20 protein-coding genes and 6 pseudogenes are annotated in these 19937 nt (G+C 57.9%); 13 read left to right on the top strand and 13 right to left on the bottom strand.

Annotation, left to right across the window (positions count from 1 at the left end):
* Nucleotides 1–157: 157 nt before the first annotated feature.
* The 6 genes and pseudogenes from FSO04_RS40750 to FSO04_RS40770 all read left to right on the top strand — a co-directional run.
* Nucleotides 158–586: pseudogene (locus tag FSO04_RS40750) on the top strand (tyrosine-type recombinase/integrase); the annotation flags it as partial.
* Entirely contained in the window at nt 579–1577 is a 999-nt protein-coding gene (locus FSO04_RS40755; protein ID WP_154567056.1) for a tyrosine-type recombinase/integrase, read from the top strand. The pseudogene FSO04_RS40750 and the gene FSO04_RS40755, both read left to right, overlap by 8 nt.
* Nucleotides 1578–1701: 124 nt before the next feature.
* Nucleotides 1702–2316, top strand: a pseudogene (gene tnpC, locus FSO04_RS40760) (IS66 family transposase); the annotation flags it as partial.
* Nucleotides 2317–2379: 63 nt separating this feature from the next.
* Nucleotides 2380–2619: pseudogene (locus tag FSO04_RS46960) on the top strand (IS5/IS1182 family transposase); the annotation flags it as partial.
* Nucleotides 2620–2681: 62 nt separating this feature from the next.
* Nucleotides 2682–4127, top strand: a complete 1446-nt coding sequence (locus FSO04_RS40765) for an IS1182 family transposase (RefSeq protein ID WP_154567057.1) — start codon at nt 2682–2684, stop codon at nt 4125–4127.
* A 118-nt stretch (nt 4128–4245) separates the two neighbouring features.
* A pseudogene (locus tag FSO04_RS40770) lies at nt 4246–4377 on the top strand (IS5/IS1182 family transposase); the annotation flags it as partial.
* Between the two features lie 547 nt (nt 4378–4924).
* Here the strand turns inward: FSO04_RS40770 and FSO04_RS40775 are convergent.
* From FSO04_RS40775 to FSO04_RS40785, 3 genes are all read right to left on the bottom strand, one after another.
* The gene (locus FSO04_RS40775) at nt 4925–5215 is read right to left on the bottom strand and encodes a DUF1330 domain-containing protein (RefSeq protein ID WP_168435998.1); all 291 of its coding nucleotides are present in this window, start codon (nt 5213–5215) and stop codon (nt 4925–4927) included.
* A 90-nt stretch (nt 5216–5305) separates the two neighbouring features.
* A complete protein-coding gene (locus FSO04_RS40780; protein WP_154567058.1) occupies nt 5306–6832 on the bottom strand; it encodes a CoA-acylating methylmalonate-semialdehyde dehydrogenase in 1527 nt (508 codons plus the stop codon).
* Nucleotides 6829–7092 (bottom strand): type 2 periplasmic-binding domain-containing protein, encoded by a 264-nt coding sequence (locus FSO04_RS40785; RefSeq protein ID WP_154567059.1) that lies wholly within the window; start codon nt 7090–7092, stop codon nt 6829–6831. Before FSO04_RS40785 ends, FSO04_RS40780 begins: the two co-directional genes overlap by 4 nt.
* A gap of 838 nt (nt 7093–7930) precedes the next feature.
* On the opposite strand from FSO04_RS40785, the gene FSO04_RS47190 reads away from it, so the two are divergent.
* Nucleotides 7931–8092 (top strand): hypothetical protein, encoded by a 162-nt coding sequence (locus FSO04_RS47190; RefSeq protein WP_199203100.1) that lies wholly within the window; start codon nt 7931–7933, stop codon nt 8090–8092.
* Nucleotides 8093–9766: 1674 nt separating this feature from the next.
* On the opposite strand, the gene FSO04_RS40790 is transcribed toward FSO04_RS47190, so the two are convergent.
* The 3 genes from FSO04_RS40790 to FSO04_RS40800 form a co-directional block, all read right to left on the bottom strand.
* Nucleotides 9767–9970, bottom strand: a complete 204-nt coding sequence (locus FSO04_RS40790) for a hypothetical protein (RefSeq protein WP_199203101.1) — start codon at nt 9968–9970, stop codon at nt 9767–9769.
* Nucleotides 9967–10443 carry a twin-arginine translocation signal domain-containing protein gene (locus FSO04_RS40795; protein ID WP_154567060.1) on the bottom strand — a complete coding sequence of 159 codons (477 nt, stop codon included), beginning with the start codon at nt 10441–10443 and terminating at the stop codon, nt 9967–9969. The genes FSO04_RS40790 and FSO04_RS40795 overlap by 4 nt, the downstream gene beginning before the upstream one ends.
* A 68-nt stretch (nt 10444–10511) precedes the next feature.
* Nucleotides 10512–10961 carry a MurR/RpiR family transcriptional regulator gene (locus FSO04_RS40800; protein ID WP_154567061.1) on the bottom strand — a complete coding sequence of 150 codons (450 nt, stop codon included), beginning with the start codon at nt 10959–10961 and terminating at the stop codon, nt 10512–10514.
* Nucleotides 10962–10989: 28 nt separating this feature from the next.
* Here FSO04_RS40800 and FSO04_RS46650 point away from each other — a divergent pair, with 28 nt between their 5' ends.
* The gene (locus FSO04_RS46650) at nt 10990–11136 is read left to right on the top strand and encodes a hypothetical protein (protein ID WP_166618359.1); all 147 of its coding nucleotides are present in this window, start codon (nt 10990–10992) and stop codon (nt 11134–11136) included.
* Nucleotides 11137–11190: 54 nt separating this feature from the next.
* On the opposite strand, the pseudogene FSO04_RS48905 reads toward FSO04_RS46650, so the two are convergent.
* Nucleotides 11191–11529: pseudogene (locus FSO04_RS48905) on the bottom strand (MurR/RpiR family transcriptional regulator); the annotation flags it as partial.
* A 152-nt stretch (nt 11530–11681) separates the two neighbouring features.
* Here FSO04_RS48905 and FSO04_RS40810 point away from each other — a divergent pair.
* From FSO04_RS40810 to FSO04_RS40825, 4 genes are read left to right on the top strand one after another with little or no spacing between them, the layout of a single operon-like run.
* On the top strand, nt 11682–12656 hold the full coding sequence (locus FSO04_RS40810; protein ID WP_154567063.1) for a quinone oxidoreductase family protein: 975 nt from the start codon (nt 11682–11684) through the stop codon (nt 12654–12656).
* Entirely contained in the window at nt 12653–13588 is a 936-nt protein-coding gene (locus FSO04_RS40815; RefSeq protein ID WP_154567064.1) for a LysR family transcriptional regulator, read from the top strand. Before FSO04_RS40810 ends, FSO04_RS40815 begins: the two co-directional genes overlap by 4 nt.
* Nucleotides 13557–14534: an EamA family transporter RarD gene (gene rarD / locus FSO04_RS40820; RefSeq protein WP_154567071.1), complete on the top strand. Its 978-nt coding sequence runs from the start codon at nt 13557–13559 to the stop codon at nt 14532–14534. Before FSO04_RS40815 ends, rarD begins: the two co-directional genes overlap by 32 nt.
* Nucleotides 14535–14569: 35 nt before the next feature.
* On the top strand, nt 14570–14803 hold the full coding sequence (locus tag FSO04_RS40825) for a tautomerase family protein (RefSeq protein ID WP_154567065.1): 234 nt from the start codon (nt 14570–14572) through the stop codon (nt 14801–14803).
* 74 nt (nt 14804–14877) lie between these two features.
* Here the strand turns inward: FSO04_RS40825 and FSO04_RS40830 are convergent.
* From FSO04_RS40830 to FSO04_RS40855, 6 genes and pseudogenes are all read right to left on the bottom strand, one after another.
* Nucleotides 14878–15078, bottom strand: a pseudogene (locus FSO04_RS40830) (response regulator); the annotation flags it as partial.
* Nucleotides 15068–15211, bottom strand: coding sequence for a hypothetical protein (locus FSO04_RS40835; RefSeq protein ID WP_174825340.1), 144 nt, complete (start codon nt 15209–15211; stop codon nt 15068–15070). The gene FSO04_RS40835 and the pseudogene FSO04_RS40830, both read right to left, overlap by 11 nt.
* A 22-nt stretch (nt 15212–15233) precedes the next feature.
* Nucleotides 15234–18458, bottom strand: a complete 3225-nt coding sequence (locus FSO04_RS40840; protein ID WP_154567066.1) for an LPD7 domain-containing protein — start codon at nt 18456–18458, stop codon at nt 15234–15236.
* A 4-nt stretch (nt 18459–18462) separates the two neighbouring features.
* Nucleotides 18463–18690, bottom strand: coding sequence for a hypothetical protein (locus FSO04_RS40845; RefSeq protein WP_154567067.1), 228 nt, complete (start codon nt 18688–18690; stop codon nt 18463–18465).
* 11 nt (nt 18691–18701) lie between these two features.
* Nucleotides 18702–19067 carry a plasmid mobilization protein gene (locus FSO04_RS40850; RefSeq protein ID WP_154567068.1) on the bottom strand — a complete coding sequence of 122 codons (366 nt, stop codon included), beginning with the start codon at nt 19065–19067 and terminating at the stop codon, nt 18702–18704.
* On the bottom strand, nt 19067–19324 hold the full coding sequence (locus FSO04_RS40855; RefSeq protein ID WP_154567069.1) for a hypothetical protein: 258 nt from the start codon (nt 19322–19324) through the stop codon (nt 19067–19069). The genes FSO04_RS40850 and FSO04_RS40855 overlap by 1 nt, the downstream gene beginning before the upstream one ends.
* 334 nt (nt 19325–19658) lie before the next feature.
* On the opposite strand from FSO04_RS40855, the gene FSO04_RS47270 reads away from it, so the two are divergent.
* A partial coding sequence (locus tag FSO04_RS47270; RefSeq protein ID WP_206753086.1) for a hypothetical protein occupies nt 19659–19937 on the top strand: 279 nt, incomplete at its 3' end.

Consider the following 19937-nt stretch of genomic DNA (forward strand, 5'->3'; position numbering starts at 1 on the left):
GTCTATAGCCATTAAAACTATGCCGATCCGGGCGACCTAAGAATGACCTCCCGCGGGCTCTTTACAAGCATCATCGTGATCCAATCCCGGCTTGATCGGCATTGCCACGAACGCGGCATAGTTGCCACTACGCCGCTAGCGGCGTAGCGGCAAGACTCGTCTGGTACCGATTGGGCAACGGTTGTCGACGGAATTGGCCGCGCATATCGAGCGCCGTCGGGGCCTGCCGATGCCGGAGGGCAATAATTCGCGCCTGTTCACTTCACGCACTGGGCACGGGTGGCCGTATTCGCAAGTCATTACCCTGTTTCAGCGTCTGCGCCGGATGGCTAAAATTGAGTGCCCCGAGGGAGAGCTGCATCCGCCGCGCCTACACGATTTGAGGCACACCGCGGCAGTACATCGGGTTCTTGCATGGTATCGCGATGGCAAGGATGTGCAACGCCTGCTCCCGCAATTAGCGACCTACCTAGGGCACGTCGATATCAAATCGACGCAGCGATATCTGCGCATGACACCGGAGTTGCTCGCAGAAGCAAGCCGGCGTTTCGCACAGTACGCGCAGTGTGGAGACGATCATGAATGACAGGAACCTGCTTGGCCCCTGGATCCGGCGCTTCATGCTTGAGCATATGGTGGCGGAACGGAACTTCTCGCCCAACACGCAGGCCAGTTACCGCGACACATTGACTTTGTTGTTACCGTTTGCGGCCAAACTCGGCGGCTTTGCGATCGACCGGATGACCGTTGAGGACCTTTCGCCAACCATCGTGCGCCAGTTTCTGGATCACGTCGAATGCGATCGGCATTGCGGTGGCGCCACCCGCAATGTGCGGCTCAGCGCGCTCCATTCTCTGGCCCGCTTCATCGGCATGCACTCACCAGTTCATCTGTCCTGGTGTGGCGAGGTACGGTCAATTCCATTCAAAAAAACGGCGATGACATTGATCGGTTATCTCGAGAAGTCCGAGATGGATGCTTTGTTGGCAGCGCCGGACCGTCGCACGGCGATCGGGGCGCGCGACTATGCATTGCTTCTGTTCCTGTACAACAGCGGGGCTCGCGCCGATGAAGCTGCGAAGTTGACCATCGGACGCTTGCAGCTCACCGAGCCGTCCTCCGTTCGCATACTTGGCAAAGGAAACAAGATGCGTGTGTGTCCCTTGTGGCCGACGACGTCCTCCGTCTTGACTCAACTCGTAACCGGGCGTAGTGCAGACGACACCGTGTTCCGTGGACGGACAAATCAGCCGATGACACGGTTCGGCATACATCGTATCGTCACCCAATATGCCAAGCTCGTGACGAAGTCACATCCTGCGATGAAAGATAAACGTATCAGTCCGCATTCGGTTCGGCACACGACCGCGGTTCATCTGCTACGTGCCGGCGTCGATATCAACACGATCCGAGCCTGGTTAGGGCATGTCTCTTTGGATACGACACACATCTACGCCGAGGTCGACCTAGAAATGAAAGCAAAGGCGCTTGCTCGCGTCGACATCTCAGGCCTGCCCGCAGCATCAAGGCGTGCGACCACGCTGCCTTCACTGATGACGTTTCTGAAGCAACTTTAGTTGTTCGCTGGCATTTTTTATGTGCGGGCACGAGTCAGGGGGGATTGGATAAGCCCTGACTCGAAGACATCGCCGCCACATAAATTTGGCCGCAACATAGCCAGCGAAATGTTATGCATAACATTTCGCTGGGTACAACGCGATCTACGAGGGTGGTGATGTGCGCGAGGCTGCATGCATGGCGCACGCGCGCCGCAAATTCCACGATCTGTTCGTCGCACGCAGGAACGAGGTCAACACTGAAGCGTTGCGCCAGATCGGCGAACTGTACGCAATTGAGGCCGCGATCCGCGGCAAGCCGCCCGACGAGCGAAGACGTGTCAGGCAGGAACAGGCGCGTCCGTTACTCGATGCCTTTGAGATCTGGCTGCGCTCGACATTGGGTACGGTGTCGCAGAAAGGCGATACCGCCAAAGCCATCAACTACGCGCTGAATCAGTGGGCGGCGCTCACGCTGTACGTCGATGACGGCGCCGTGGAAATCGACAACAACGCAGCTGAACGCGCTTTACGTGCCGTCGCCCTCGGCCGAAAAAACTTCCTGCACTTCGGCTCCGACAGCGGCGGTGAACGCGGGGCCGCAATCTACACTCTGGTTGGTAGCGCCAAACTGAATGGCCTTGATCCCGAGGCCCACCTGCGCCACGTCATCGCTCGTATCGCCGAGCATCCCGTCAATCGCGTCGACGAACTGTTGCCATGGGTCGTGGCCGATCAGCTTCACCACGACATCGCCTGACCCAACACGCCGCCTTCAACTGTTCGATATCAATACGCTGTCAAGAACGGTCGCGGTCGGACGGTTACGGACATCAATATGGCCGAAGCGTTGCTACACGGCGAAGAGGCGGATGTGTAGGCTGATGCCGGATATCAGGGTATTCAGAAGCGATGCGCGGGCGGTTCGGTGCGCGGGCATGCCGCAATGGGACCCGGCAAACGCAGAAAACTGGGCCTGATTGGCCGTCTGGAGGCGATATACGATCAGATCGAACGCCTGAAGGCCCGTGCCCGCGCCAAGGTGGAGCATCCATTCCGGATCCAGAGTGTGTGAAAACGCATTGATCGCCTAAACTGAATCAACGCACTGAGACCGGGTGACTCATGAAGCGATTCGTTGAAGGCGATGACCGCAAGCAGGTCGCACTACTTCCCGAATGTGTCGATGACTACATCGGGCAGGACAACCCGGTCAGGGTGATAGACGCCTTCGTCGACGAGTTGGACCTTGCGGAACTTGGTTTCAACGGTACCACGCCAGCGATCACCGGCCGCCCGTCCTATCATCCAGGCGTGATGCTCAAGATCTATATCTACGGCTACCTGAACCGGATTCCTTCGAGCCGGCGTCTCGAGCGTGAATGTCAGCGCAACGTCGAGCTGATGTGGCTAACGGGACGTCTGGCTCCGGACTTCAAGACGATCGCAGACTTTCGCCGTGACAGCGGCGTAGCCATTCGCAACGTATGCCGGCGTTTCGTCGAACTGTGTCGCGGGCTGAAGCTGCTATCCAGCGACATGGTGGCCATCGACGGTAGCAAGTTCAAGGCGTCAAACAGCCGCGACAGGAACTACACGGCAAGCAAGATCGACAAGCGTCAGCAGCAGATCGAGGAAAGCGTGCAGCGGTATCTCGACCTGATTGAATCCGCAGACCGGACCAGTCCAACAGGTTTCGACGTGAAGACCGTTCGCCTGTACGAGAAGATCGCCCGCCTGCGCCAGCAGATGCGTGAACTCGCACAGATCAGGAAGCAGTTAGGAAAGCAACCGGACAAACAGCTGTCGATGACGGATCCGGACGCACGATCCATGGCAACAAGTGGAAGAGGTTCCGGCATAGTGGGCTACAACGTTCAGGTAGCCGTAGACACGAAACATCACCTGATCGTGGAGCATGAGGTAACTAACGTCGGAAACGATCACGGACAACTCAGCAAGATGGCGGTGTCTGCGAAGGACGCGATGGGCAAGCCGAAGCTGAAGGTTGTTGCTGATCGGGGTTACTTCAGCGGCCCGGAGATACGGGCATGCGATCTGAACGACATCAGCGCGTACGTTCCCAAGCCGCTCACCTCTGCATCGAGGAAGAAAGGTCTGTTCACCAAGGCCGACTTTATCTACGTGGCAAAAAGCAATGTGTATCGATGCCCTGCTGGCGAGCGGGCCATCCTTCGATTCACGACCGTCGAGCATGACATGAACCTGCGGGTTTACTGGCCCAGCGCCTGCCCGCGTTGCCATCTCAAGGAACGATGTTCACCGAGCGACTATCGTCGCATCCGACGGTGGGAGCACGAGAACACACTGGAAGCCATGCAGCGCCGGCTCGACCGGAAGCCCGATTCAATGACTATCCGCCGAAGTACTGTCGAGCATGTATTCGGTACGCTCAAGCACTGGATGGGTCCTGCACACTTCCTGACCAGGACGCTCAGGCGAGTGAGTACGGAGATGAGCCTTCAGGTGTTGGCCTATAACATGAAGCGGGTGATGAACATACTTGGCGTTGCGGGGACGTTGAAGGCCATGAAGATGGCCGGAAGCTAAAGCCCCGGGGGGCTTTGTCGCTCGCGATGTTGGACTAGTGAAAACTCGCCGTATCAAACTCGATCGACCTGACCGGCAATCGCCCGCTCGGCGGCAAAAATGGAGTTTCCACACACTCTGGATCATCAAGCGCCAGTTTGGCTATACGAAGACACGATGCCGTGGCCTGATGAAAAACACTGCCCAGATCACGACGCTGTTTGCGCTGGGTAATCTGTGGATGACGCGCAAGGCACTGCGCAAAGCCTAAGACACGCTCCACAGACGCCATGAGTCTCAAACGCGTGTCGCCATGGTTCGAATAAAACTGTGATCAAGGTCCCAGCATCTTCGCCGACACTACAACGCGGGCAGCAAACCGCGCGACGTGCACGAAACAGCTTGTGCAGACCTTCCTTAATGCAAATCTGAGAATCTGAGTCGACACGAGCTCACTTCAATTTCTTTCTGGAACCACCTGAAACGACTCGGCATCCGAACCAGCAGAATGTAATACGTAACCGCCCAGAAGAAGGTGTAACCAATCGCAAGCCCACCATACTTTCGACCAGATTTCCGAGCATTCGCCCTCCCTTCTCTGGTCAAATATTCGAATGCGAGTGTCTCGTCAATCAAGCAACGGATGAAGGCTCCAATAATCGACAAAAATCAGGCCAAACAGGAAGGGAGCCGCCAGCCCAGGCCAGCATCTCGTCGCGCGAGAGGACTGTCACCAGAAAGGCAGCTGCCCGATCCAAGCATTGAGCCATTGAACCACCAGCGGTCCTTTGCTTTAGGCTACAAGGTTCGCAAAGCGATCAGACGCCTTCAACGATCCGGAAATCACGTTCGACGGCATCGCCGAGCGTTGCGACAGCACGTTGATACGGGGCACCTTCGCGGCAGTTGAGAGCCTGCTGTAGGCTCGCGAATTCTACGACCGTGGTTCGTCCCATTTGCCCCGCATCGTAGACTTTTGAGGCAACAGCTCGGGCGAGAAAACGTCCTCCGCCGGCTGCGACCGCCTCCGCCGCGAGTTTTGCATATGCAGCGAGCTTCTGGGCATCCCGTATCTCACGATACGAGCATATCCAATATCCTTTTGGCACTTGAGCACTCCAGTTTTCGTTGTTACCGCGGGCCCGATTGCCCTACGCCCCAGGAGGCAAACGCACGCGCTGGATCCACATGGACACTTGTCAAGTCAGGCTGATCGTGGTATTGACGCCTTTCACTGTGGTCTCGTCGTCAAACCAACGAGCAGTAACGGTCTTCGTCTGCGTGTAGAACTGCACTACTTGTTTGCCGTACGGCCCCAATTCGCCCAATTTTGAACCACGGGAACCCGTGAAACTAAAGAGCGGAACAGGAACCGGAATTGGAACGTTGATGCCGACCTGTCCAACATCGATCTCGCTCTGGAATTTGCGAGCGGCCGCGCCGCTTTGAGTGAAAATCCCCACGCCGTTACCGAACGGATTGCGATTTACTAGGGCAATTGCCTTCGCAAGCGAGTCGACCTGCAAAACGAGGAGAACCGGACCGAAGATTTCCTCTTTGTAGATGCCCATCTCGGTCGTGACATCAGAGAAAATCGTTGGTCCGATAAAATTGCCGCTTTCAAATCCTTTTACCTGCACCCCCCGTCCGTCCAGCAACAACGTTGCACCTTCCCGCGCCCCCATCTCGATGAGGCTCAGAACGCGATCTTTCGCAGACCGGGATACGACTGGGCCAATATCTGTATCCGGCTCTGTACCAGCGTTCACTTTGAGAGTTTTGGCTTTCTCAACAAGGTCCGGCAGCCACTGACCCGATTCTCCAACCAACACGACGACGGAAGTCGCCATGCAGCGTTGACCTGCTGCACCAAACCCGGCGCCGACTAACGCGTTCAGTGTCTGCTCGCGATTGGCGTCCGGCAACACAACTGCGTGATTCTTGGCACCCATCATGGACTGCACACGTTTTCCATGCTCGCTGCCGAGCCTGTACACATGGGTACCGACGGCCGTTGAGCCGACAAAAGAGATAGCCTTTACATCCTGATGTGTACACAAGGCATCCACCACTTCTTTCCCGCCGTGTACTACGTTCAGAACGCCCGCCGGCACGCCGGCCTCGATGGCAAGTTCCACTAGTCGCATCGTGGAAAGCGGATCCTGTTCCGATGGCTTGAGAACGAAAGTGTTCCCACATGCAATGGCCATCGGAAACATCCAAAGCGGAATCATGGCCGGGAAATTGAATGGCGTGATTCCGACGCAAACACCGATCGGCTGGCGCAGCGTATAGGTATCAACGCCCCTCGCAACATTCTCGCCGAACTCGCCCAGTTGCAACGTACCGATCGACGCTGCGTGCTCGACGACTTCCAGCCCGCGGAACACGTCACCTTCGGCGTCTGCGAGAGTTTTGCCCTGTTCCTGGCTGAGCGTGAGCGCGATGCCCTTCAGGTTCTCCCGAATCAGCGCCTGAAGCTTGAGCATGATCCGCATGCGCACGCCGACCGGAGTGCTCTTCCATTTTGCAAACGCGCTATGCGCTGCCTCGATCGCTGAACGCACTTCGCCTTCGGTCGCAAAAGGCACCCGGGCGAGGACTTCCTGCGTGGCCGGATTCACGACGTCGCGCCAGTGCTGCGTTCCAGAATCGACGAAGCTACCGTTAATCAGCAGCTTCACCGACGGAGCGGACTCACGCGATGTATCGCGGGATGCATTCATAATTCACCTCTTCTAAAGTTCTCAAAGGGTACGCCCTCTGCAATGAGTGCCACTTCCAGTGGCGCTCCCCCGGGCGCCATACTGCTCAACGATCGCGGACCCGGGAATGCCTTAATGTCCCAGAACTGGTGCCAGTTCTGAGGAACCTTCTTATTGCCAAAGGATTTCTTGCTGTATCCAAAACCCATGCGCGCGAAATTCAGCAGCACGCCTGTGACGTTGACAATAACATCGAGTTCTGGCCGTCCTGATTTCACCATCGCATGAATTTTTTTCGGTGGTGACGGGGATGGGCTGCACCCGAATTCCAGTCTCGGCCTCAAAAGGCTGCCAGATGTGTTCGCGCGCATTCGCCTCATAAGCGCCTGGAGAATTGAGGATGATCTGTCCCGCAGTGGCTTTTCATTCTTGATTCAGATTGCTGGCGACGCCAACCACGCGAGTCCAAAGGTCAATGCGCGCCGACGCGTATCGACATCGTGCACTATCGTCCCTGTCATATCTGCTCCTCCCGTCTTCCAAGTTCCTCGCACGCGGCATGAGCTTCCTTTTCAGGAAAAAGGACTATCCCGTTTGGAAGAACCAACCATTCGCCGATACTGAGACCAGCATCAACACGTCGCGCCTTGGGTCAGGCGACTCACTCTCAGGTACCTTGGCCTCCAATTCTTCGCGCGCGTGGGAAACTGCACCGAGTACATATTCCAATGCAGTAAAAACGCAAGCGTTCGTCGGAGATCTGTATTTTTACGCAGACTATCGCGTCACAGCTACGTTGAAATCACACTGCGAGCATGGAATTAATAGTATCTTCCGGATCGGTTGGAGTATGAAAGCGTTCCATGCACAACATTCCTGCATCGAATGCATGAGTCGGGAACGTGAGGCTTTTTAGGAATTTTTGCCTGGCGATTTCTCCTCAGAATCTGAACATGGGATGTTGCTAGCTCGCGTTGACTATCGTGCGGGATGAGGTCTCTTTACCGACTGATCGGCTAGCAAATTCAAGATCGACGCCGTGTCATTTTCAAAATTTGTGGCCCGAGCTGGCGTCGCCTTCAACTCGGACGCATATTGCTCAACAAGCCCAGGATCGACATGACCTCACTTCACGCGCTTTCTGCAACCACCCTCAGGCGCCTCTATAAAGACCGGGAAGTCTCCCCTGTTGAGGTCACGCAAGCAGTACTGGAGCAGATGGTGGCGTGGAAACCGATAGTCAACGCCACCTTTGACCTGGGATGCGGAGATGGCTCGTGACTCCGAGCGCAGATGGGCTCAGAACACGCCATGCGGCGAGCTAGACGGGATACCCATCACGATTAGAACAACCTGGAGATTGCCGGACACAAATCGCCGATTGGCCTCACATGCGTCAAACCTTCCACCGACACAGAAGACTGCCCGCCGATCACATGCATCCACGAGGCCGGCGGGCAGTCTTCGTTGCCCGCAAGACAATCTCCGAATACGGCATGCTTGTCTCCGGTGTCTCGACCTACCACGGAGTAACCCGCAACCCATGAGATCCCAACTGCAACACCGGTGGCTCGCGCTGCGGTACATGCGCCGCGGCGGCCGCCTATTATGGTCCTCTTCACCGTGGAGTGACTAGTTCAGCATCGGATAGCGTCCGAATCGCTTTACATACTCAAAGATAACCAGACTTTCGCATAACTGCAGCGTCGCCCAGTCGGAGGGTTGAACTCTTCTCCCGAATGAAGTCCATTCTGACAACCAGACAGATATGCGCAATTGATCGATGTCGTGATTCTCACCGCGCTTCCTGTAAGACTGCAACGGCACGCGTAGGGAGTACCCGCATCTATCGACGTAGCGCGATGCTCCTATATAAAGAACATCATGATCCAGATGATGCGGAGCCACATCTGCGGCGCCTGCTCTCGCGATCATGATCAGACCAAGGCAACCATAAGGTCCAGTTGGGGGGTGTGCGTTTTGTCCGCAGCAGATTTCTCCATAAGTTTGCCACGGGCCAAAGCACACATCAGGCAGAACATTTTCGTTACGCAGAAGCATCCGGGGAGAAGTAGGTAGGGGTTCCGCCCGTCGCAAGATGGGCATAATCAAATGGCGCTAGACCTGCTGAATGTTGCTACAAACGTCGCAAAGCTATAAGACGCCTTCAATCACCCGGAAATCGCGCTTTACACTGCACGCTGGTATGCAGAACCTTCCCGGCAGTCGGTGGCCCGCTTCAGGCTCGCGAACTCTGCGACAGTGGTTCGCTCCGCCTTTCCGTCGTCGTAGAGCTTTGCAGCCACCCTTCTCTGCAGTTTGCTTGTTTAATGCCCGTCGGGGAATAGTTGATTGCTGCACCGGGTGCACGAGTGTTCTGCATCAAGGGTTTTTGGCGAATGCCTCACCGAACGCATAGTGACCTTGCTGCATATCACTCGGAATCGCAGACGCCATAGAAGAGCAGAGACGCGACTATTTCACGGGATGTTTTTTCGCGAACCGCTTCAGCCTATTTGATGTACGCGGATGCACCAGACTGTGACGTAAATAGTCTCTTTCTAAGATCATCTCGACGGCGCCAGGTCTTCTTCGCTTTCAAGCGACTGAGGTAGTCGTGATGACCCGCCACAAAGTCACTGGTCGTTTGAGTACCATCGTTGCGACCTGAACCGTTCCGCTTCGTCGGCGGCAGATTTGTTCAGTGGGGAATTCTCGGCTGCGAAGAAGCGGAAGAGCGTGGAATTCAGGCTGGAATCCTTCAGCGAAGTGCCGCTGCTATCCCAGGCTGCTGGGGTTGCGTATTGGGACCCGTTAGTAGCTACGCGACGCTCTAAGCCGCCACGTCCGTCTGTCGACTGCGAACGCGCGCCGGCGGCTTCCACACGCCAACGCGCTACTCGTATCGACTACTGGCCTCATTATCTGCATGATCGCCCGGCTGGGGAAAGGTGATCATAGCGCCTGCCTGTATCGTAAGTTCAACACGCCTTCGACGACCAGCACCGCGATCGCAACCCAGATCGAAATGTATGTGAGCCACTGGTTATGGGCGATCCGCTCGCCGAGAGCAAGCGACACCAGAACAAGCAGCACGGGCTCGACATACGTCAGAAGCCCGAAGAGTGTCAGATTCAGCCGATGGCTCGCCGTGATCATGCAGGACAGGCCAGCGACGCTGATGCAACCGTCGCGAAATAAAAATTGCCAACCATGTTCCTTCCTCGCACCGATGCGCGGAGGTCGGACGGATTGGTCAGCTTCATGCCGTCGTAGTCGATCGGGTCCAGTGCGCCGGCTTTTTCGAGCGTCAGCAGGTGCAGATCACCAAGATCCGCCACATCTACCTGCACACGACCAGCCTCTACCATCGCGAGGATCTGCCCGGCGGTCAAAGGCTGTACGATCACTTCGATGCCAGTCGCAGCGGTAAATGGTTTGTAGACCGCCGCGTCCATCGCGTCCTGATAGGCTCCGCCCAGTCCGCGCACAACCACCTGGCCTGCATCCCTGGCAAACAACGGACGTGCCGCAAGTGCCGCGCCGGCCGCTGCTGTTTGTTTAAGAAACGTGCGCCGATCAATACGACTGGTGAAACTTGTTTCATTCCGAATTAGGTCAGTTTTCTTCATGATTGTCCAATAGGAGTACTTAACCTGCAGGTTGATTGATATGGTCGGATGCTGCTGTCCGGTCAGTTTTAGGGCTTCGCCCGGTTCGCCAACGAAAACTCGTCCTTATCGTTGCCAGCGCTCTGCCAATGACCCAGCTGCTTGAGGTGCTCGTCGGAAGCCGTCAGTTGGGCATTTGCATTTGCTGCGTCGCGCTCCAGCACCAGTGCAATGAGCCAGTTAGTCAAGGTGAGCGTGCCCGCTTGCGACCACCAGGCTGGCGAGCTGACCGAGCGCGCTACAAAGAGCGTTTTGTCGGCTATTTCGGCGAGCGGAGACGAAGCGCGATCGGTGATTGCTACAGTCTGCGCGCCCACATCGCGGGCCGCCTTCATGAGATCTATCGTGTACGGCAAGTAGCGCAGATACCCTATCCGGATGAACACATCCTCCTTGCCAACGCCGCGAAGCCGGTCGGCTAGGTCGCCATTGCCCATGTTGAAGACCTCGCCTTTTCCGATGCAGTGATTCAACTGCATCGGAAAAGGCGAGGGAGTAGGAAGTCCCGTGTGCGCTAATGTAGACGCGCCGCGCGCCAACGATCATGTTCGCAACATGCGAGACAGTCTCGTCGGCATTGCGTCGAGCGGTCTGCTGAACAAGAGCAGCGTCAGTCTCGAAGACGGCGCATTTGAGCTCCTGCTCGTTTTTTAGTCCGCTTTGCTCGGGGATACCGCTTTCTCCGACCCGCTGAAGCAGGCTCTCGCGAAGCGACTCCCGCAACGCCATATACCCGCCGTATCCGATCGCCTGCGCAAAGCGGATGACCGCCGCATCACTCTGGCCGGTGTCCTCAGCCAGTTGCTTGGCAGTGCGGAAAGCAACCTGCTCCTTGTGATCAAGGATGTATCGCGCCATCTGTTGCTGGGCGGGAGTAAGTCTGGCGAAGCTTTCCTCGATGTACTCGGAGAAGGTCGAAGTTGGGTCCATTAAAATTCTCGCTACCGAGTTGGTGTTTTTGGTAGTACCCACTACCGATATCATTTTGCTATCTAGGGTTTCCCCCAAAGACGCTGGCAGTTTTGGCGTGGCGAGGCCGATCTTCATTGGTAATTTTTACCATTTCAACGAAAATAGCTCATATTGCTGCGCCTGATGCAGCATTGAAATGCAAATTACAATAATTGCTTTTATCTGATGCAGCTATCAGAATGGTTTCCGTAGGGAAAACCACTGGTCCACTCAGGAGTCGAGTCGCGATGATTAGCGTAATCAGGATTACCGAAGCAGGATCGCCAGATGTGATGAAAGTCATTACCGGCGAAAAAACCGACCCGGCAGCAGGTCAGGTTTGGCTCGAGCAGGAAGCGATCGGCGTGAACTATCTTGATGTCACTCAGCGAAATGGAGCCGTGCGAATCCCGCTGCCTTCCGGGCTGGGGCTTGAGGGTGCGGGTCGCGTCGCCGCAGTCGGCGAAGGCGTCGACAACGTCAAGGTCGGGCAGCGGGTCGCGTATGCGACAGGTCCAATTGGCGCATACGCAAGCGCACGTCTGTTCCCTGCCGAAAGACTCGTGCCTCTTCCCGACAACGTATCCTGCGAAGATGCAGCAGCAGTTCTGTTCAAGGGTATTACTGCACAATATCTTCTGAAGTCAACGTTTCAAGTCGCACAGGGAGCGACCGTACTTCTTTACGGTGTTGCCGGCGGCGTAGGCCAGATTATGGCGCCGTGGGCAAAAGCGCTGGGAGCAACCGTCATTGGCGTCGTATCGAAGCCCGCGAGTGTTCCGATCGCCAAGAACGCAGGCTGCGACCACGTGATTGTTTTTAATCCCACCACGCTCGCTGACGAGGTGGCAAAGGTAACTGATGGCCGCAAAGTCGACGTCGTTTACGACCCGGTTGGCCGGATCTCCTTTGAAGCGTCACTGAACAGTCTGCGACCGCGCGGTCTTCTCGTGTCGTTTGGAGCGTCGAGCGGCGCTCCTGGCCCTGTGGAACTCTCGACGTTGAATGCAAAAGGCTCACTCTTCCTGACGCGCCCTTCGATCGTGGCCCACACGAGCACCGCGGCCGAGTACCAGCAGCGCGCCAAGGACGTTCTGTCCGCGCTGGCAGCAGGTACGATTTCGGCACATATCTGGCGTACTTACGCGCTGGCAGATGCAGTAACGGCGCACTCGGACCTTGAAAACGGTAAGTCAGCAGGAGCGATCATTCTGACACCATGAATCAAACAGCGCTCGATACAACGCACACAGACGAGATTGCCGCCTTACTTGCCGTCGCTTCCGAAGGTTCCTTCGTCGCGGCCGGGCGGCACCTTGAGCGTCATCCAACCGTGGTTTCGAAGCGGGTTGCCGCAATGGAAAAACGGCTGGGTGTGCGGTTGATCGAGCGCTCTACACGGCATGTCAGGATGACGGATGCCGGCGTGAAGCTTGTCGAGCGCCTAAGGTCCGCCATCGGCTCGATCATAGAGGCGGAACAGGAGGCCTCGTCCGGCGCTGCCGAAGTTCGAGGCGTCCTGCGTCTCGCTCTTCCGGCCGCGATGGGACGCCTCTGGATCGGTCCGATGCTGCCTGAGTTTCTTGAGAAGCACTCCCAAGTCTCCATCATTGCCGATTACAGCGAGCGATTCGTTGACATCATCGCAGAGGGTTTTGATGCCGCCATCCGAATCGGTGAACTCAGTGACAACCGGTTGATTGCGAGAAAACTGTGTGACCACCATCGTATTCTGTGCGCTTCACCCGAATACGTGGAACGACATGGTTTGCCTGACGCCCCCAAGGACCTCCTCCGGCACAGCTGTCTGAGGTTTACGCGACTCGCAACCTTCCCGGAATGGCGTCTGGTCAAGGGAGACCTGCATGAAACAATCGTGCCGAAAGGGGCGCTGACCGCTAACGATAGCGAAACATTGCTGGCCGCGGCACGCGACGGAGTCGGCATCCTCGGCGCGGGCGAGTGGCTCATGAGCCGAGACCTGAATAGCGGCAAGCTCGTCCGGATTCTTCCAGAGTGGCAGCTCGATGGCTCCGGAGCGGTCTATCTTGTAAGGCCCTCTGCACGTTTTTCACCGGCCAAGACAGTAGCGTTCAAGGACTGGCTGGTGTCCAAATTTGAAAATGGTCCGATCTGGAACCATTCAGCTTCCTGAGTGCGTTTTCCAACGGCTCATCCAGTACTCCCAAAACTTGTACGGTGTTGTTTTGCTTAACTTCGGTATCGCTTCTTCATTAGCTTCATCAACCCTCTTTGCTGGCCTTTACTTTTATGCAACGCTTCTTGCTCCCCTTGATGGGAAAGAGATCTTTGCCTGGCGCATGCTTCTCACGCTACCGTTCCTCACGATTCTGATGGTGGCAGGAAAAGAGTCACGGCACGTCACGGCTCTGTTCGCGCGAATCAGAAAAGAGCCCCAGCTCGTAATAGGACTCTGCGCAAGCAGCGCACTCCTCGGCTCTCAACAATGGCTTTTCCTCTGGGCTCCCATCAATGATCGCGGCCTCGACCTGTCGTTGGGGTATTTCATGCTCCCTTTGACCCTCCTGCTTGTGGGACGGGTCTTTTACCGTGAAAGGCTTTCGCTTCTGCAGAATATGGCTACGGCAAGCGCCGCGCTAGGCGTCCTGCATCAATTTTACGTTGTCGGCCACTTCTCGTGGGTCGCCCCTTTCGTGGCTTCAGGTTTCCCGGTCTATTTTGCCCTGCGCAAGAACCTGGGAACCGACAATCTCGGCGGTCTCTGGTTCGACATGCTCCTCATGTTTCCTGTGGCGATTTACTTCATCTTCAAGGATCCCAATGTCGGTGCAGCCTTCGAGCGCGCGCCCGGTCTTTACGTCCTTGTACCGCTACTGGGAATGCTTACTGCGGCTGCGTTCATGTCCTACATTCTCGCGAGTCGCAAGCTACCCTTCAGCCTGTTTGGCCTTCTCGGATACCTTGAGCCGGTACTGATCGTTTTTGTGGCGCTCGCAGTCGGCGAGCGGATAAAGCCGGACGAAATGCTGACATACCTTCCAATCTGGACCGCTGTCGGGCTACTTGTTGTAGACGGCGCGTTACATATGCGTAGGCAGTTCCTTGGCACACCAGCCTAGCCCTGACGTTTCTTGATCTTGAGGATGAATAGACCATGCCACAAATCGAGCTGCTGTTTGTCGAACGTCCGGAACTGACTGCCGAAGCCCGGCAGACTATCGCTTCGGAGCTCACCGAGGTGTTAAAACGACACCTCGGTTCAACAGATGGCTCTCTTTCGGTCGGCATTACTGAGTTCGCCAAAGCTCAGTGGAAGCCCGAGATCTACGACAGAACGATTTCTCCACGACTGGACTCGCTGATTAAAATGCCCGGTTACAGCTACTAATCTGTTCAACCGCCCGGCGCAGGCTGAGGTCAGCGTCGGGCCCGAAGGGCCCAATAGATAAAAAAGCCGGGAAGCAGCAGTTCGACACCATTGCGACCCGGCATTGAAAGGTCGAGCACCAGCACGTGTGCGTCGGTTTAGCGGCTCAGCGCAATCGTGCCAGCTCCATCGCCGGCCTCGCCTACGACTTCAAACTCGCTCGCTTCCTGAAGGACATGACGCAATCCGTCTCGCACTAGCGAGTGGTCATCCGCGATGAGGATCTTAGGCGGCAAAAACAGCGATCGCGCCGACGCCGCCCTTGATGTAGGTTGGCAGATTCACGATCTGCGACGGCGTGCCGCTGAATATTACGCCGGGCACGACCGCAACCAGGCCGTCGCGGTCGAGGTGTGCAAGCTGGTTCATTTTCTTCTCTCAGTTTGACGATTCATCGGTCAATATCTGGCCCGTTGCCGGGTGCATCGGGATCAGCAGGCGATGCCGCATCCTGATCTGGATTGGACGGATCTTCCGGAGTGGGTGGCGTCGGATGGCGCACAGCATCGCGCAACTCGTCGCGTTCCCATGTCTCGCGCTGACGCTGCGCTGCCCGACGTTCCAGCGCCTCGGCATCGAGCTCCGCAAGCCGGACCTGCCGGATACTCTCCAGCTCCGGCTGATCGAACACGATGCGCATGCGCGTGTCGGCTGCTACGCGCGCGGCGGCCGCCTGGAAGGGCTCGGGTCCGGACAGCGACAGCGTGGAGCCGAACTTCTGCTGTGCGAAGCGCAGCGCAATCTCGATCGCCTCGCGCTCGCTATCCCACAGCCTTAGCGTGCGACCCTCGTCGACGAGGAACGCCACGCCTTCCTTCCGGTAGTCGACCTCGCCGCCGGCCCGCACCTCGTACGTGATCGCCGGGCCCGCGTAGATGATCTCGTTGCGGTCGTGGGCTGCAGGTGGCTTCACCGCATGAGACAGCGCACTGAAAATGACCGCGCGTGCGTCGTCTGCACGTTTCGTCCGCAGGCGGATCTGCTGCATCCGGCGCAACTCACGCAGCGCCCGTTCGTCGCCTTTCTGAGCGCGCTCCTGCAGGAAGTCACGATACTGCTCGCTCAACGGCCGGCTTGCGGCGCCCTTCAGCGCATCCCGCTCTTTCGCAATCTGCACACGCAGCGCGGCCTCTGCCTCAAGGCGCGCAACACGTGCTGCAGACAGTTGCTCGCGGCGCTGCGCGCCTGACAGGTCGATGCGGTCGACAAGCGCGCTGCGGGCACTGTAGAACTCCGATTTGACCGCCTTTCGCCGCTCACTCTCATGATCGGCCTGCGCATCCCACGCGCGACGGAGCTCGTTCCGGTATGCCGATCGCCATTGCTGGAACTCGCCCCATAGGTCCCGTTCAGGCGTACGCCTCGGTGCATGCTCCGGATCACGTCCTGTCTGTGCACGATAGGTCTCGCGCAGCAGCTGCGCAGCCTCCTCCCATGACAGGTTCATCTCTTTGGTGAGGAAGTCAGACACATTCAGATTGCGCGAACCGGCGCGGATTCTGTCACCGCCATCCGCGCCTTTACCGATCGCATACTTTTCGACGATCAGTCCGTGCGAGTGCGCAAGCGCGGCCAGCAGCCGGCCCGCGTCTAGCGTCGCACGGATCTCGGTGAATTCATCCCGCTCCCGGGCACGTCGCGCCGTGCGAGCCTCGGACAGGTCACGTGCGAACTGGTCGCGAACGGTATCGGCTGCCCGGCCCGTCGACGCGTGCGCACTCGCATTGAAATCGACCGACGCAGCGTCCGTCGTCGGCGGCGAATCAGTTGGCCGGACCTCGAACGGCAACGAATCGATCGCATCGAACGATTGCACATCCGCGAGGCTGCGGATTTCCTCACGTGGTCCGAACCCTGCAGGCAGGCGGCCGCCGCTCAGACCAAAAGGCTCGCGTGCGCCGAACGGGCCTCCAGCCCGCATGAATTTCTCGGCACCGGTTCGCGCAAGACGCGTCCGCCCTGCCTCGTCTGCCTGGTCCCACGCGACAAACATGCGATCGACCATCGCTTTCCATTCAGGCTCGCCGGCGGACCTGTCAACCGCATCGCGCTCGCCGGACCATTGCCAACGATCCTCCCTCTCGTCGTAACTTCCGCCGGGTTCGAAGTCGCGGTCGGCACCTTCGCGCCATCGCAGCCGCGGCACCGAAATGCCTAGCTGTTCTCTTCCCCCTCGCTCGCGATCGCCAGACCATCGCAATGCGTCAATTCGTTCGGCTTGCTGGTTTCCCAGCTCCAGTAGTGCATCAGGCGGCAGAAGCACTTGACGTCGCGCGGCGTCGCCATCCACACCGCGGCCGGACACGCCATGCACACGGTGGGCGGATTGGGACGGCGCGCCGGATCGATCGAAGCGAGCGTCAAAGTCGTGATCCGCTCCGGCTCGCCATCGCCCCGTGATTTCCCGGTGCGCGCGTTCGAGCTCGTTCCACCATTGCTGCGACTGCCCTGCCCCTTCCGGCTCCCGCCCGGCGCCGCGCTCTCGCGCCCGCCCTCCTGCTCCGGCGGCTCCGATTCGCCGCCAATCTCGCCAGTGTCCGGATCGATCGTGGGATTGTCGTGTGCGCTCATTAAGCCCTCCTGTTGCGTCATAGAACCGCTGTTCGCGGTGATCGAGAATGCGCCGCTGCTCCGCCGGCGACGCTGCCTGATACGTTTTGTAAAAACCGCTGCCGCTGTTCAGATACTTGATCTCGCGCGCGCGCGTGTCGTGCCACGCACCGAGCGCATCGAGATAGATCTGCCGCGTATCGCGCGATACGCCTGGCTCGACGTACTGCGCATGCACATTCGATTCGAGCGACTCACGCTTGGCCGTAGCATCGAGCTCGATGAACTCGCGCGAAAACACGAACTCCTTCAGGTTCACACCCTTCGCGGCACCGGCCGGTTTGACGTTCTCGTACTCCGACTCCCTGCCGGCATTGCGTGTGCGCGTCTCGCCGTACTCCGTGATCAAGGCCCTGAAGTCGTCATACCGGGTCACATCACGCGTCATCACCGCCTCAAGAATCGAGGCCTTCAGCTCGCGGTTAGCGCCCTCGAACACATCGCCCTTGTACCGGCTGATCATTTCGGACGCGTCCGTGAACTGCACACGCCGGTTGTCCTTCGGGCTCGCGAGCCCGTACTTCGCGTTAATGTGCTCCTGAAAGGCCTCGAGGTAGCGCTCGTTATGGTCAACCTTCCCGAACGGATCGAGCCGTCGGCCTGTCACAAGATTCATTTCCGGAATCACGATATGCACGTGCACCTTGCGCTCGACAGGCTCCCCCGTCTTGCGGTCCGCATAGCTCTTGATCCGCGGCACATGCGCTTCAGCGTAGAAGTTGTATTCGTCCCGACGGTACGCGGCAAACGCAAACGCCTCGAACTCCCGAACAATCTCACCTAACAGATCGCGGTCAACCTCGTCTTCCTTGAATGACATCGTGACATTCAGGTAGCGCTCGGCGTCCGTGTCGATCGACTGGATGATGTCGTTCGTCAGATCGAGATCGCCGGCAAGGATCACGCGCTCATCCATCTCGTCGCGCTCCATCTCGCGACCCTGCTTCTGGCCCTTCTCCAGATAGTCCTTGATCCCGTCGTGATAGCCGCGTACGCGTATGAGCATCGCCCTACCCCTGCGCCTTGCGCTCGGCAAGCCAGCGCTGCGCCCCTTCGATTCGGAACAGCAGCGTGCTGTGCACGATCGACGGCAACAGATGGCCGGCAGCGGAGACCGACGCCCGGGCGCAGTCGCAGTCCGTCTGCGTCAGCGTATGCGCACCGGCATGGTCGCGATCGAAGTGCAGCTTCGTCTCCAACTCGATCACCGCCATGATGGCCGCCTGCTTTTGATCCATTCCCATCGCTATCAGTCGACCTTGTTCAGGGTTGCCCTGAGGTACTGCCCGATCAGCTGCAGCTGCGTGAGCAACTGCTCGTAAGTCGCTTCCGAAAGCTTCCCACGAACGTGTTCGGAGTTGGCGCGGTGTGCAATCTGGTTCAGGTTGTTACTGGTCTTGTTGAAGATGTACAGCAGCCGCTTGCGGTCCCCGCTGGCCACCGGCCGCGCGATCACTCGCGTACGGTTGGTCAGCACCGCGTGCCGGAAGAACTCCGATTGCGTCATCCCGCTTTGCGCCACCTTTGCAAGGTACGCATCGCGATCCGCATCCGACAGACGGAACGCGATCGGCTTGCCCAGCCCTGCCCCGCCATTGCTTTTTTGCTTTGGCATCACCAGAGCCCCGTCGAGCGACTACGGTCGATGTCAGCGCCGACCGTCGCGAACTGCCTGCCGTCGTCATCGATCGGGTGCGCGCGAAACTCGTATTCCGGCCAGCGCAACTCGCACTCGCGCAACGCACGCATTGCCTGGTCGCCCGTGATTGGCCGCGTATAGCCTGCCCACGGCAGATAGCGCGGCTCGCTGCCGTGCTCATCAACACGCGCTCCCACTACAAGCTGGATCACCCATTCGCTGCTCGGAATCATTGACCGCACCTCCGTATTCATTACGCATACCAGGCAGTGCTTAATGTCGGTGGCGGAGCCACCGACCAGTCTGACGCGGCAATAGACCGCGTCGGGGTTTCAAAGGGGCTCGCCCCTTTGGCACGAAATATTTTACGGAACGCGTAGCGTTGCGTAAACATATTCGACGTGCCTCGCCCCGCTTTCGCCACACATTATTTCCTACGCATATTCTACAGCCCTACTACACCAATACATCACGCATTGCATCGGAATACTACACAATACAAGCTTGCCCCTACACGCTGTCGTCATTCATACTACGCCCATACTACGTTTATTCGCCATTTGCCCAATGGATCACGAACAGCTTGCTTCCGCGCTGCGCCGCCTTGCCAGCACAAGCCCGAAACGCAGCAAGGCTTCCCATCTCAAGACCCTCCTTCCGGACATCGAGGCGGCGCTCGCCGCTCGCGTTCCCGCCGTTGAAATCCTGAATACCTTGCGCGAACAGGGACTCGATATCTCCCTTCGGACGTTTCACGGAACCCTGTACAGGCTTCGAAAGACCGCTTCTACGCCCGGTTCCGGACGCAAATCCGGCGCTGCGGCAGCCCGCCCCAGCGCCCCGGCC

This window comes from Paraburkholderia madseniana (genome assembly GCF_009690905.1).
In the GTDB taxonomy this organism is placed as follows: domain Bacteria; phylum Pseudomonadota; class Gammaproteobacteria; order Burkholderiales; family Burkholderiaceae; genus Paraburkholderia; species Paraburkholderia madseniana.

What these genes read in the sequence shown, in the direction of transcription:
- FSO04_RS40800 (WP_154567061.1), bottom strand. Translation starts at nt 10,961, where the DNA reads ATGCAGTTGAATCACTGCATCGGAAAAGGCGAGGTCTTCAACATGGGC.
- FSO04_RS40840 (WP_154567066.1), bottom strand. Translation starts at nt 18,458, where the DNA reads ATGCTCATACGCGTACGCGGCTATCACGACGGGATCAAGGACTATCTG.
- FSO04_RS40825 (WP_154567065.1), top strand. Translation starts at nt 14,570, where the DNA reads ATGCCACAAATCGAGCTGCTGTTTGTCGAACGTCCGGAACTGACTGCC.
- FSO04_RS40755 (WP_154567056.1), top strand. Translation starts at nt 579, where the DNA reads ATGAATGACAGGAACCTGCTTGGCCCCTGGATCCGGCGCTTCATGCTT.
- FSO04_RS40790 (WP_199203101.1), bottom strand. Translation starts at nt 9,970, where the DNA reads ATGATCACGGCGAGCCATCGGCTGAATCTGACACTCTTCGGGCTTCTG.
- FSO04_RS40765 (WP_154567057.1), top strand. Translation starts at nt 2,682, where the DNA reads ATGAAGCGATTCGTTGAAGGCGATGACCGCAAGCAGGTCGCACTACTT.
- FSO04_RS40795 (WP_154567060.1), bottom strand. Translation starts at nt 10,443, where the DNA reads ATGAAGAAAACTGACCTAATTCGGAATGAAACAAGTTTCACCAGTCGT.
- FSO04_RS47190 (WP_199203100.1), top strand. Translation starts at nt 7,931, where the DNA reads ATGACCTCACTTCACGCGCTTTCTGCAACCACCCTCAGGCGCCTCTAT.
- FSO04_RS40810 (WP_154567063.1), top strand. Translation starts at nt 11,682, where the DNA reads ATGATTAGCGTAATCAGGATTACCGAAGCAGGATCGCCAGATGTGATG.
- FSO04_RS40835 (WP_174825340.1), bottom strand. Translation starts at nt 15,211, where the DNA reads ATGAACCAGCTTGCACACCTCGACCGCGACGGCCTGGTTGCGGTCGTG.
- FSO04_RS40855 (WP_154567069.1), bottom strand. Translation starts at nt 19,324, where the DNA reads ATGATTCCGAGCAGCGAATGGGTGATCCAGCTTGTAGTGGGAGCGCGT.
- rarD (WP_154567071.1), top strand. Translation starts at nt 13,557, where the DNA reads ATGGTCCGATCTGGAACCATTCAGCTTCCTGAGTGCGTTTTCCAACGG.
- FSO04_RS40815 (WP_154567064.1), top strand. Translation starts at nt 12,653, where the DNA reads ATGAATCAAACAGCGCTCGATACAACGCACACAGACGAGATTGCCGCC.
- FSO04_RS40785 (WP_154567059.1), bottom strand. Translation starts at nt 7,092, where the DNA reads ATGGTGAAATCAGGACGGCCAGAACTCGATGTTATTGTCAACGTCACA.
- FSO04_RS40850 (WP_154567068.1), bottom strand. Translation starts at nt 19,067, where the DNA reads ATGCCAAAGCAAAAAAGCAATGGCGGGGCAGGGCTGGGCAAGCCGATC.
- FSO04_RS40780 (WP_154567058.1), bottom strand. Translation starts at nt 6,832, where the DNA reads ATGAATGCATCCCGCGATACATCGCGTGAGTCCGCTCCGTCGGTGAAG.
- FSO04_RS40845 (WP_154567067.1), bottom strand. Translation starts at nt 18,690, where the DNA reads ATGGATCAAAAGCAGGCGGCCATCATGGCGGTGATCGAGTTGGAGACG.